Here is a 12469-nt window from a genome sequence, read left to right on the forward strand (position 1 = left end):
GGTTAAGTGTATGAATCAAGATAGGAATAAACTGCTTTCTAAAATTGCTTATCTGTATTATATTGAGAACTTAAATCAGTCACAAATAGCAGAAAAATTAGGAATTTATAGAACCTCTATTAGTAGAATGTTAGCAGAAGCAAGGAATGCAGGAATTGTTAAAATTGAAATAGAGAATTTTGATACCAATATGTTTAAGTTGGAAAATTATGTAAAAGAAAAATATGGTCTGGAAAGTTTAGAAATTATTCCAAATGAATTTGATGATAATCCAACAATTTTATCTGAAAGAATTTCTCAAGTTGCAGCAGGTGTCCTTAGGAATTTAATTGATGATAATATGAAAATTGGCTTTTCTTGGGGGAAAAGTTTAAGTAATTTAGTAGATTTAATCCACAGCAAAAGTGTCCGAAATGTTCACTTCTATCCTCTAGCAGGTGGTCCTAGTCACATACACGCTAAATACCATGTTAATACACTGATTTATGAAATGTCTAGAAAATTTCATGGAGAGTGTACATTTATGAATGCAACGATTGTGCAAGAAAATAAATTGTTAGCAGATGGTATTTTGCAATCAAGATATTTTGAAGATTTGAAAAAAAGTTGGAAAGATTTAGATATAGCTGTGGTCGGAATTGGTGATTTTAGTAAAAAAGGAAAACATCAATGGTTAGACATGCTTACAGAGGATGATTTTAAAGAATTGACCAAAGTTAAAACTGTAGGAGAAATTTGTTGTCGATTTTTTGATTCAAAAGGTAAAGAAGTATATGAAAACTTACAGGAAAGAACGATAGCAATTTCTTTGGAAGATTTAAAAAATATTCCTCAAAGTTTAGCTGTTGCTTACGGTGATACGAAAGTATCTTCGATTCTTTCTGTCTTGCGTGCTAATTTAGTAAATCATTTGATTACAGATAAAAATACAATTTTAAAAGTTTTGGAAGAAGATGGTGATTTTTCTTTTCGAAATATTTTATGTGAGTGAAAATGATAGACTGATTCAGTTTATCGTTTTTTATTTTCAATCATTTGCACATTTGTGCTTATATAAATAAAAATAGTCTATCTGTTGTTTTTTGAATTGACAACTTTATTATGTAGTTGTATTCTAGAGTTACAAAAGAAAATTTTAAAATTTCAAATGAAAAAAGCTTTTTACATAGTGAAATGAGGAGGAATTTATGGAAATTATTGTTCCTGATCAAATTATCATGGGTTTAATTTTATATGCTGGCGATGCGAAACAACATATTTATAAAGCATTAGATTACATAAAAAACGGTACATGTGAACGATGTGAAGAAGAAATCCAGTTAGCTGATGCAGCCTTATTAGAAGCCCATAATCTACAAACAAAATTTTTGGCACAGGAAGCGTCTGGTACAAAGACAGAAATCACAGCTCTCTTTGTTCATTCACAAGATCATCTCATGACTAGTATGACGGAGATTAATTTAATCAAAGAAATTATTAGTTTGAGAAAAGAACTTGATAAAAAATAATACTAGAGTATTAACATAGAGGAGGAAAATATAATGGTGAAGATTGGTTTGTTTTGTGCAGCAGGCTTTTCTACTGGTATGCTTGTAAATAATATGAAAATTGCAGCGCAATCTAGTGGAGTTGAGGCAGAAATAGAGGCGTTTTCTCAGTCTAAATTAGCGGATTATGCCCCAAATCTAGATGTTGCACTGTTGGGGCCTCAAGTTGCTTATACATTAGATAAATCAAAAGAAATTTGTGATAAGTGTGATATTCCGATAGCTGTTATTCCGATGATGGACTATGGTATGTTAGATGGGAAAAAAGTATTAGACTTGGCCCTATCTTTGATTAGTGGGTAAGAAAAGGAGATTTATTATGGCAAAGATGGATGTTCAAAAAATCATTGCACCTATGATGAAGTTTGTGAATATGCGTGGTATTATAGCTCTAAAAGATGGTATGTTGGCTATTTTACCATTAACAGTAGTTGGTAGTTTATTCTTGATTATGGGACAATTGCCATTTGAAGGATTAAACAAGAGCATTGCTAGTGTATTTGGAGCAAATTGGACAGAGCCGTTTATGCAAGTATATTCAGGAACTTTTGCGATTATGGGTCTAATTTCTTGTTTTTCAATTGCCTATTCTTATGCTAAGAATAGCGGAGTAGAGGCTTTGCCAGCTGGGGTTCTATCTGTATCTGCATTCTTTATTTTGCTAAGATCATCTTATATCCCTAAACAAGGTGAGGCAATTGGGGATGCTATTAGTAAAGTTTGGTTTGGAGGTCAAGGAATTATCGGTGCTATCATTATAGGTTTGGTAGTAGGAAGTATTTATACCTTCTTTATAAAGAGAAAAATTGTTATTAAGATGCCAGAACAAGTTCCACAAGCTATTGCGAAACAGTTTGAAGCAATGATTCCAGCATTTGTAATTTTCTTACTTTCTATGATTGTATATATTTTAGCGAGCTCATTGACTAATGGCGGAACATTCATAGAAATGATTTATTCTGCTATTCAAGTTCCATTGCAAGGTTTAACTGGATCTTTGTATGGTGCAATTGGGATTGCATTCTTTATATCATTTTTATGGTGGTTTGGTGTCCATGGACAATCGGTAGTAAATGGAGTAGTGACAGCTCTGCTTTTATCTAATCTTGATGCTAATAAAGCTATGCTAGCCTCTGGTAATCTATCATTAGAAAATGGTGCACATATTGTTACTCAACAATTTTTAGATTCATTTTTAATTCTATCTGGTTCAGGGATTACGTTTGGACTTGTAGTTGCGATGCTTTTTGCATCAAAATCTAAACAGTACCAAGCGTTAGGGAAAGTAGCAGCTTTTCCAGCAATATTTAACGTAAATGAGCCGGTTGTATTTGGATTTCCGATTGTCATGAATCCAGTTATGTTTGTACCTTTCATTCTTGTTCCTGTACTTGCAGCTGTTATAGTATATGGAGCTATTGCAACAGGTTTCATGCAGCCATTTTCAGGAGTTACATTACCTTGGAGTACCCCAGCTATTATATCAGGATTTATGGTTGGTGGATGGCAAGGAGTTATTACTCAGCTAGTGATATTAGCGATGTCTACATTAGTTTATTTCCCATTCTTTAAAGTACAGGATCGTTTAGCTTATCAGAATGAAGCATGATAATTCCAAAAAACATTTGTGTATTATCATTAAACACACACATTTGTGCTAAAAATTAGAGAGTTAAAGTTTTTCTAGTTAAAAGCTTGAAATTTTCTAAAAAACCAGGTATTATATTTTCGAAAGAAACAAAAATATTTTCGAAAGAAAGGTGCTTATTATGGTAAATAAAGAAGTAGCAAGAACGACAATCAAGACAGAATATTTTGGTAGCCTTACTGAAAGGATGAACAAATATCGAGAAGATGTTTTAAATAAAAAACCTTATATTGATGCTGAGAGAGCGGTTCTAGCAACACGCGCTTATGATCGATATAAGGAACAACCTAATGTCCTAAAACGCGCCTATATGCTGAAAGAAATTTTGGAAAATATGACTATCTATATCGAAGAAGAATCTATGATTGCGGGAAATCAAGCTTCTTCCAATAAAGATGCTCCTATTTTTCCAGAATATACGCTAGAATTTGTTCTCAATGAGTTGGATCTTTTTGAAAAGCGTGATGGAGATGTTTTCTATATTACTGAAGAAACAAAAGAACAACTTAGAAGTATTGCTCCGTTTTGGGAAAATAATAATTTACGTGCTAGAGCTGGTGCCTTGTTACCTGAAGAAGTGTCTGTTTATATGGAAACAGGATTCTTCGGTATGGAAGGTAAGATGAATTCTGGAGATGCTCACTTAGCAGTTAACTATCAGAAGCTGTTGCAATTTGGTTTAAGAGGTTTTGAAGAGCGGGCTCGTAAAGCGAAAGCAGCTCTAGATTTAACAGATCCAGCAAGTATTGATAAATATCATTTTTATGACTCTATATTTATCGTAATCGATGCTATTAAAGTATATGCAAATCGCTTTGTTGCTCTTGCTAAAAGTTTAGCCGAAAATGCAAATCCTAAACGTAAGAAAGAATTACTTGAGATTGCAGATATTTGCTCTCGAGTCCCATATGAACCGGCAACTACTTTTGCAGAAGCTATTCAATCAGTCTGGTTTATTCAATGTATTTTACAAATTGAATCTAATGGTCACTCTCTTTCATACGGCCGTTTTGATCAATATATGTATCCATATATGAAGGCTGATTTAGAAAGTGGTAAAGAAACAGAAGATAGCATTGTTGAACGTCTGACAAATCTTTGGATTAAGACAATTACAATTAATAAGGTTCGCAGTCAAGCACATACATTTTCTTCAGCAGGAAGTCCTTTATATCAAAATGTTACAATTGGTGGACAGACTCGAGATAAGAAGGATGCTGTTAACCCATTATCTTATTTGGTATTAAAATCAGTTGCACAAACTCATCTACCGCAACCTAATCTAACTGTACGTTACCATGCAGGTTTAGATGCTCGTTTCATGAATGAGTGTATTGAGGTGATGAAACTTGGTTTTGGTATGCCTGCATTTAATAATGATGAGATTATTATTCCTTCTTTTATTGCAAAAGGAGTAATGGAAGATGATGCTTATGACTACAGTGCCATTGGATGTGTTGAAACGGCAGTTCCAGGAAAATGGGGATATCGTTGCACAGGTATGAGTTATATGAACTTCCCTAAGGTTCTACTTATCACGATGAATGATGGAATTGATCCGGCTTCGGGTAAACGGTTTGCACCAAGCTTTGGTCATTTTAAGGATATGAAGAACTTTTCTGAATTAGAAAATGCTTGGGATAAAACACTAAGATATTTGACACGAATGAGTGTTATTGTTGAAAATTCTATTGATTTATCATTGGAACGAGAAGTTCCTGATATTCTATGTTCAGCATTGACTGATGATTGTATTGGTCGTGGAAAACATCTTAAAGAAGGTGGAGCAGTATATGACTATATATCAGGTTTGCAAGTTGGAATTGCAAATTTGTCGGATTCATTAGCTGCAATTAAAAAATTGGTATTTGAGGAAGAACGTATAAGCCCAAGTCAGCTTTGGCATGCACTGGAAACAGATTATGCTGGAGAAGAAGGTAAGGTCATTCAAGAAATGTTGATTCATGATGCACCTAAGTACGGTAATGATGATGATTATGCTGATAAATTAGTTACTGCTGCTTATGATATTTATGTTGATGAAATTGCTAAATATCCTAATACACGTTATGGAAGAGGACCTATTGGCGGAATTCGTTATTCAGGAACATCTTCTATCTCAGCCAACGTAGGACAGGGAAGAGGAACATTAGCAACTCCAGATGGACGCAACGCGGGTACACCGTTAGCAGAGGGTTGTTCACCATCACATAATATGGATCAACACGGTCCTACATCTGTTTTAAAATCTGTTTCAAAATTACCAACAGATGAAATTGTAGGTGGGGTTCTCTTAAATCAGAAAGTAAATCCTCAAACGTTAGCCAAAGAAGAAGATAAATTAAAACTAATTGCTTTGTTACGAACATTCTTTAATCGTTTACATGGGTACCATATTCAATACAATGTTGTTTCCAGAGAGACCTTGATTGACGCTCAGAAACATCCTGAAAAACACAGAGATTTAATTGTTCGTGTTGCAGGATACTCTGCATTCTTCAATGTTCTTTCTAAGGCAACCCAAGATGATATTATAGGACGTACTGAGCATACTTTGTAAAATAAAGAGGTTCTTTTTATGGAATTTATGCTTGACACATTAAATTTAGATGAGATTAAAAAGTGGTCTGAAATTTTACCACTAGCTGGGGTAACTTCAAATCCCACTATTGCAAAAAGAGAGGGTTCGATTAATTTTTTTGAACGAATCAAAGATGTAAGAGAATTGATTGGCTCTACACCCTCTATTCATGTTCAGGTGATTTCTCAAGATTTTGAAGGTATCTTAAAAGATGCCCATGAAATTCGGAGACAAGCAGGAGATGATACATTTATCAAAGTACCTGTTACTCCAGCTGGATTACGTGCAATAAAGGTGCTAAAAAAAGAGGGTTACCATATCACTGCAACAGCTATTTATACAGTTATTCAGGGATTATTAGCTATCGAAGCAGGAGCGGATTACCTAGCTCCATATTATAATAGAATGGAAAATCTGAACATTGATTCAAATTCTGTCATTCGTCAATTAGCTCTTGCTATTGATAGACAGAACTCTCCTAGTAAGATTTTAGCTGCATCCTTTAAAAATGTAGCACAAGTAAATAATGCTTTAGCTGCAGGTGCGCATGCTGTTACAGCAGGAGCAGATGTTTTTGAATCAGCTTTCGCCATGCCATCTATCCAAAAGGCGGTTGATGATTTTTCTGACGATTGGTTTGTTATTCAAAATGGTCGTTCCATTTAGATAGAGAGGAAATACATATGAGAATTTTTGCTAGCCCTTCTAGATATATTCAAGGGGAAAATGCCTTGTTCGAAAATGCCAAATCAATATTGGATTTGGGGAATCGTCCTATTCTATTATGCGATCAGTTGGTTTATGATATTATTGGAAAACGATTTGAAGATTACCTACATCGGTATGGTTTCCATATTGTTCTAGCCCAGTTTAATGGTGAAGCTTCTGACAATGAAATCAATCGAGTTGTTGCCTTGGCTGAGAAAGAAAATTGTGATAGTATTATCGGGCTTGGTGGTGGAAAGACGATTGATAGTGCAAAAGCTATTGCAGATTTGATTGAAAAACCTGTTATTATTGCTCCAACAATTGCATCGACAGACGCACCTGTATCTGCTTTATCTGTTATTTATACAGATGAAGGTGCATTTGATCATTATCTATTTTATTCTAAAAATCCAGATTTAGTTTTGGTTGATACAAAAGTTATTTCACAAGCTCCTAAGCGTTTATTAGCGTCTGGTATTGCAGATGGTTTAGCAACTTGGGTTGAGGCGCGTGCGGTTATGCAGGCAAATGGAAAAACTATGTTAGGACAACAACAAACGTTGGCTGGAGTTGCAATTGCGAAGAAATGTGAAGAAACGCTGTTTGCAGATGGTTTACAGGCTATGGCAGCTTGTGAAGCTAAAGTGGTGACACCAGCATTAGAAAATATTGTTGAAGCTAATACTTTATTGAGTGGCCTAGGTTTTGAAAGTGGAGGATTAGCTGCGGCGCATGCGATTCATAATGGTTTTACTGCATTGACAGGTGACATTCATCATTTAACACATGGTGAAAAAGTAGCTTATGGAACTTTGGTACAACTATTATTGGAAAATAGACCTAAAGAAGAACTTGATAAGTATATTGAGTTTTACAAAAAAATTGGTATGCCAACAACTCTAAAAGAAATGCATTTAGATCAAGTTGGATATGATGATTTAATAAAAGTTGGTAAACAAGCAACTATGGAGGGTGAGACAATCCATCAGATGCCGTTTAAGATTTCGCCTTCAGATGTTGCTCAAGCTATCATCGCTGTAGACGCCTATGTAAATTCAAAATAAACAATAAGGACTACTGTTTTCCAAATGGTAGTCTTTTATTGATCCTCGTATTGAATTCGACGTTCTTCATAAATCAAAAAGTGACATAGGTTGTCGTCTATTTATTATAAATACATTCATTAGCATTCCAGTCGTATCTTCGGTCTAAAATTAGTATTTTGTATTATAAGAGATAAGCTTCTTGTTTTGCTCTTTGGTTTCTCGCATAACAATAAGATAAAAAAGTGGGTGATAGAGCAATTCAGAGCCATCAAAATTAATGAAATACAGTATACAGTTTTTTCTTTTAACACATTTCAAATTCCCTCAAAAATGGTATAATAGTAACATCACAAAATTGGAGAGAGACCATGAGTTTTTACAATCATAAAGAAATTGAGCCTAAGTGGCAGGGCTACTGGGCAGAACATCATACATTTAAGACAGGAACAGATGCATCAAAACCGAAGTTTTATGCTCTTGATATGTTCCCTTATCCGTCTGGAGCTGGTCTGCACGTAGGACACCCAGAAGGTTACACAGCAACCGATATCCTCAGTCGTTACAAACGTGCGCAAGGCTACAATGTCCTTCACCCAATGGGGTGGGATGCCTTTGGTCTGCCTGCAGAGCAGTACGCTATGGATACTGGTAATGACCCAGCAGAATTTACAGCGGAAAATATTGCCAACTTCAAACGACAAATCAATGCGCTTGGATTTTCTTATGACTGGAATCGTGAAGTCAACACAACAGATCCAAACTACTACAAGTGGACGCAATGGATTTTCACCAAGCTTTACGAAAAAGGCTTGGCCTATGAAGCGGAAGTGCCAGTAAACTGGGTTGAGGAACTCGGAACAGCTATCGCTAATGAAGAAGTGCTTCCTGACGGAACTTCTGAGCGTGGAGGCTATCCAGTTGTCCGCAAGCCAATGCGCCAATGGATGCTCAAAATCACGGCCTATGCGGAGCGTTTGCTTAATGACTTAGATGAACTTGATTGGCCAGAGTCTATCAAGGACATGCAGCGCAACTGGATTGGTAAATCAACTGGTGCTAATGTAACCTTCAAGGTTAAGGGAACTGATAAGGAATTCACTGTCTTTACTACTCGTCCTGACACCCTTTTCGGTGCGACTTTCACTGTTTTGGCTCCTGAACATGAATTAGTAGACGCTATCACAAGTTCAGAGCAAGCAGAAGCAGTAGCAGACTACAAACACCAAGCTAGCCTCAAGTCTGACTTGGCTCGTACAGACCTTGCCAAAGAAAAAACAGGGGTTTGGACTGGTGCTTATGCCGTCAACCCTGTCAATGGTAAGGAAATTCCAATCTGGATTGCAGACTACGTCCTTGCTAGCTATGGTACAGGTGCGGTCATGGCTGTGCCTGCCCACGACCAACGTGACTGGGAATTTGCCAAACAATTTGACCTTCCAATCGTAGAAGTACTTGACGGTGGAAACGTTGAAGAAGCTGCCTACACAGAAGATGGCCTTCACGTTAATTCAGACTTCCTAGATGGATTGAACAAAGAAGACGCTATTGCCAAGATTGTGGCTTGGTTGGAAGAAAAAGGCTGTGGTCAAGAGAAGGTTACCTACCGTCTCCGCGACTGGCTCTTTAGCCGTCAACGTTACTGGGGTGAGCCAATTCCTATCATTCATTGGGAAGATGGAACTTCAACAGCTGTTCCTGAAAGTGAATTGCCACTGGTCTTGCCTGTAACCAAGGACATCCGTCCTTCAGGTACTGGGGAAAGTCCACTAGCTAACTTGACAGACTGGCTTGAAGTGACTCGTGAAGATGGTGTTAAAGGTCGTCGTGAAACCAACACTATGCCACAGTGGGCTGGTTCAAGCTGGTACTACCTCCGCTATATTGATCCACACAATACTGAGAAATTGGCTGATGAGGATCTTCTCAAACAATGGTTGCCAGTAGATATCTACGTGGGTGGTGCAGAGCATGCTGTACTTCACTTGCTCTACGCTCGTTTCTGGCATAAATTCCTCTATGACCTCGGTGTTGTTCCAACTAAGGAACCATTCCAAAAACTCTTTAATCAAGGGATGATTTTGGGAACCAGCTACCGTGACCACCGTGGGGCTCTTGTGGCAACCGACAAGGTTGAAAAACGTGACGGTTCTTTCTTCCATGTGGAAACAGGAGAGGAGTTGGAGCAAGCGCCAGCCAAGATGTCTAAATCGCTCAAGAACGTTGTTAACCCAGATGATGTTGTGGAACAATACGGTGCCGATACCCTTCGTGTCTATGAAATGTTTATGGGACCACTTGATGCTTCGATTGCTTGGTCTGAAGAAGGTCTGGAAGGAAGCCGTAAGTTCCTTGACCGTGTTTACCGTTTGATTACAAGCAAGGAAATTGTTGCGGAAAATAGCGGAGCTTTGGAAAAAGTTTACAATGAAACTGTCAAAGCTGTCACAGAACAAATTGAATCATTGAAATTCAATACAGCCATTGCCCAACTTATGGTCTTTGTCAACGCGGCTAACAAGGAAGACAAACTTTATGTAGACTACGCCAAAGGCTTCGTTCAGTTGATTGCACCATTTGCACCTCACTTGGCAGAAGAACTCTGGCAAACTGTTGCAGCAACTGGCGAATCTATCTCTTATGTAGCTTGGCCAACTTGGGATGAAAGCAAATTAGTTGAAGACGAAATCGAAATCGTTGTCCAAATCAAAGGAAAAGTTCGTGCCAAACTCATGGTTGCTAAAGATCTATCACGCGAAGAATTGCAAGAAATTGCTCTCGCTGATGAAAAAGTCAAAGCAGAAATTGATGGTAAGGACATCGTGAAAGTGATTGGGGTACCGAATAAATTGGTTAATATTGTTGTGAAATAAGATAGGAATCCTTCAGAGTAGAATCTGGGGGATTTTTTATTTGACAGGAAGTTTCTATTTTGTTAATATAATTAACAAAAGAAAGAGAGATTATGGATAAAAAAGAATTTATTGCATTTAATAATCGTTTCAATAGGTTTATTTTAGCGTTTGAAGAGTTAAAAAAAAATCAACATAAAAGGGGTGTTGACAAATCCATTACGTTGAATGAGGTACATTTGATTGTTGTGATTGGGGAAAATCAGCCCTTAAATCTAGTAAAATTATCTGAATTATTAGAAGTTTCAAGAAGTGCAATAACTCAAAGTGTTAGGAGATTGATTCAAAAAAATTTAGTTGTTTTTGATTTTGATCCGAATAATGGGAAAAATAAATATTTGAGATTATCTGAAAAAGGCATCGAAATTTTTAAAATCCATAAGGAGCAACAAGCATATATTGAAAAATCAATCTTTTCAGTTTTAAACAACTATAGCGAGGTGGAACTTAAAACAGTTGTGAAATTGATGGATGATATTGAAAAGGTGTGGATAGAATTACCGTGGTAAAAGTCACGGTAAATTTCAAATATAATTGTTAAGTGAATTAACAAAAAGGAGAAGATATGACTGTAAACATAGAACTGATTTCACAAACAGATTTAGCGGATGAATCTTTTTATATTGCTATTAATGGTTTAGAACCAAGGGCAATGTATTGTGTAGAAATGTACCTGTCTGATTATTACTGTATAAATGCTCCCTTGCTTTTAGATCATGATGTTATATGGAAATCAACCGCAATTTTTTTATCTGATCAGGACGGTATGATTGATACCTCTCAGACAGCATCTATTTCGGGATCTTATAAAGGAGTTTCAGAAATGGGATTATTCTTTAATGCGAAACCGTTGAAGAATAGGAAAAGGAGATTACCGAGTTCTCTTGATAGAATTCCATTACGAGATTGTTTTGGTGTTGAAATTAAAATCAGGCTGGGGAAAGATATGGTCGCGGAGCAAAGTTTTGTAAGGCGTTATATGAATCTGGGAGTAAGATATCAAGATATCTATGACAAGCATTTTCAAGGTCGATTATTTTATGATGAAAAGTTAAGAAGGGCGCCAGCCGTGATTATTGTTAGCGGTAGTGAGGGAAGAATTGAAAAAGCTCAGAATATTGCCCAACTTTTATCTTCTAGAGGCTATATTTGTCTTGCAATAGCTTATTTTGGTTTAGAGGGATTACCCCAAAATTTAGAGCGAATTCCAATAGAATGTCTGGAGGAAGCGAAAGATTTTCTATATCATCATCCTCAAGTTGATAATACAAAAATAGGAATATATGGTCGCTCTAAAGGAGCAGAGCTTGTTCTGGCTGGACAAAGTATTTTGGATGATGTGCAATGTTTAGTACTCAATTCTCCCTCAAATGTAATATTTGAGGGAATAAAGGGAAAACTTAATTCTCATTCATCTTCTTGGACATATTTACAAAAGGAACTTCCTTATCAAAAATTCCAGTTAGGAGATTATTTGTTAAACAAGTTTTTTGGAAAACATATTCCTGAAGATAGTAGGGCTCAGATTGATGTGAGTAAAATTTCCTCCCCTTTATTATTACTAGGAAGCGATGTTGATGAAATATGGAATGCATCATCCGCGATAGATGATATCATTTCACATTATAAAGGGGAATCCATTTTGTTTAAAAAATACCATGAAACAGGGCATATGTTGACGGTTGCTTATCAACCGAATCATCGTTATCGAAAAGATTGGTGCTTATTAATGAAAGAAAGTGTAGACTCTTGGCTTGTTACGATAAATTTTTTTGATACACATCTGAAGAATTTGTAGATAGTGCTGAACCGTACTATAATAGTCCTAACTAAGATAAAAACACAGTTCTGGTTGGTAGTCCAGTCTACAAAAGCAAACACTAAAACAAGAGAAATTTGAATACAAACAGTAAAAAATAGAGAGAAGCATAAGAGTTACTAGTGACTTTCTCTTTCATAAAATAGAACAGCTCTTCTCGGATAAAAAGAGCTGTTTTTTGCTTGTATTGAAAATTTTTTCCATGTATTAT

The 12469-nt window shown here is 36.2% G+C and carries 10 protein-coding genes; all 10 read left to right on the forward strand.

Features of this window, described 5'->3' with window-relative positions:
- Positions 1-10: 10 nt before the first annotated feature.
- The 10 genes from D8848_RS03655 to D8848_RS03700 all read left to right on the forward strand — a co-directional run bounded on the left by D8848_RS03655 (position 11) and on the right by D8848_RS03700 (position 12237).
- Positions 11-991 (forward strand): sugar-binding transcriptional regulator, encoded by a 981-nt coding sequence (locus tag D8848_RS03655; protein ID WP_125450647.1) that lies wholly within the window; start codon positions 11-13, stop codon positions 989-991.
- A 196-nt stretch (positions 992-1187) separates the two neighbouring features.
- Positions 1188-1508: a PTS lactose/cellobiose transporter subunit IIA gene (locus tag D8848_RS03660; RefSeq protein ID WP_000402907.1), complete on the forward strand. Its 321-nt coding sequence runs from the start codon at positions 1188-1190 to the stop codon at positions 1506-1508.
- Between the two features lie 33 nt (positions 1509-1541).
- Positions 1542-1850 (forward strand): PTS sugar transporter subunit IIB, encoded by a 309-nt coding sequence (locus tag D8848_RS03665; RefSeq protein WP_125443315.1) that lies wholly within the window; start codon positions 1542-1544, stop codon positions 1848-1850.
- Positions 1851-1866: 16 nt separating this feature from the next.
- Positions 1867-3156, forward strand: coding sequence for a PTS sugar transporter subunit IIC (locus tag D8848_RS03670; protein ID WP_001096819.1), 1290 nt, complete (start codon positions 1867-1869; stop codon positions 3154-3156).
- A 160-nt stretch (positions 3157-3316) separates the two neighbouring features.
- Positions 3317-5755 (forward strand): glycyl radical protein, encoded by a 2439-nt coding sequence (locus D8848_RS03675; protein ID WP_125443316.1) that lies wholly within the window; start codon positions 3317-3319, stop codon positions 5753-5755.
- Between the two features lie 18 nt (positions 5756-5773).
- The gene (locus D8848_RS03680; protein ID WP_125443317.1) at positions 5774-6442 is read left to right on the forward strand and encodes a fructose-6-phosphate aldolase; all 669 of its coding nucleotides are present in this window, start codon (positions 5774-5776) and stop codon (positions 6440-6442) included.
- A gap of 17 nt (positions 6443-6459) precedes the next feature.
- Complete coding sequence (locus D8848_RS03685) at positions 6460-7548, forward strand: glycerol dehydrogenase (protein WP_125443318.1); 1089 nt, start codon at positions 6460-6462, stop codon at positions 7546-7548.
- Positions 7549-7898: 350 nt separating this feature from the next.
- The gene (gene leuS / locus D8848_RS03690) at positions 7899-10400 is read left to right on the forward strand and encodes a leucine--tRNA ligase (RefSeq protein ID WP_125443319.1); all 2502 of its coding nucleotides are present in this window, start codon (positions 7899-7901) and stop codon (positions 10398-10400) included.
- 92 nt (positions 10401-10492) lie between these two features.
- Complete coding sequence (locus D8848_RS03695; protein WP_125443320.1) at positions 10493-10948, forward strand: MarR family winged helix-turn-helix transcriptional regulator; 456 nt, start codon at positions 10493-10495, stop codon at positions 10946-10948.
- A 56-nt stretch (positions 10949-11004) separates the two neighbouring features.
- Entirely contained in the window at positions 11005-12237 is a 1233-nt protein-coding gene (locus D8848_RS03700) for an acyl-CoA thioesterase/BAAT N-terminal domain-containing protein (RefSeq protein ID WP_125443321.1), read from the forward strand.
- Positions 12238-12469 lie beyond the last annotated feature (232 nt).

This window comes from Streptococcus mitis, assembly GCF_003942775.1.
GTDB lineage: Bacteria > Bacillota > Bacilli > Lactobacillales > Streptococcaceae > Streptococcus > Streptococcus mitis_CN.

Excerpts from the sequence above, each read along its gene's own strand:
- D8848_RS03655 (WP_125450647.1), top strand. The coding sequence starts at position 11 with ATGAATCAAGATAGGAATAAACTGCTTTCTAAAATTGCTTATCTGTAT.
- D8848_RS03660 (WP_000402907.1), top strand. The coding sequence starts at position 1,188 with ATGGAAATTATTGTTCCTGATCAAATTATCATGGGTTTAATTTTATAT.
- D8848_RS03665 (WP_125443315.1), top strand. The coding sequence starts at position 1,542 with ATGGTGAAGATTGGTTTGTTTTGTGCAGCAGGCTTTTCTACTGGTATG.
- D8848_RS03670 (WP_001096819.1), top strand. The coding sequence starts at position 1,867 with ATGGCAAAGATGGATGTTCAAAAAATCATTGCACCTATGATGAAGTTT.
- D8848_RS03675 (WP_125443316.1), top strand. The coding sequence starts at position 3,317 with ATGGTAAATAAAGAAGTAGCAAGAACGACAATCAAGACAGAATATTTT.
- D8848_RS03680 (WP_125443317.1), top strand. The coding sequence starts at position 5,774 with ATGGAATTTATGCTTGACACATTAAATTTAGATGAGATTAAAAAGTGG.
- D8848_RS03685 (WP_125443318.1), top strand. The coding sequence starts at position 6,460 with ATGAGAATTTTTGCTAGCCCTTCTAGATATATTCAAGGGGAAAATGCC.
- leuS (WP_125443319.1), top strand. The coding sequence starts at position 7,899 with ATGAGTTTTTACAATCATAAAGAAATTGAGCCTAAGTGGCAGGGCTAC.
- D8848_RS03695 (WP_125443320.1), top strand. The coding sequence starts at position 10,493 with ATGGATAAAAAAGAATTTATTGCATTTAATAATCGTTTCAATAGGTTT.
- D8848_RS03700 (WP_125443321.1), top strand. The coding sequence starts at position 11,005 with ATGACTGTAAACATAGAACTGATTTCACAAACAGATTTAGCGGATGAA.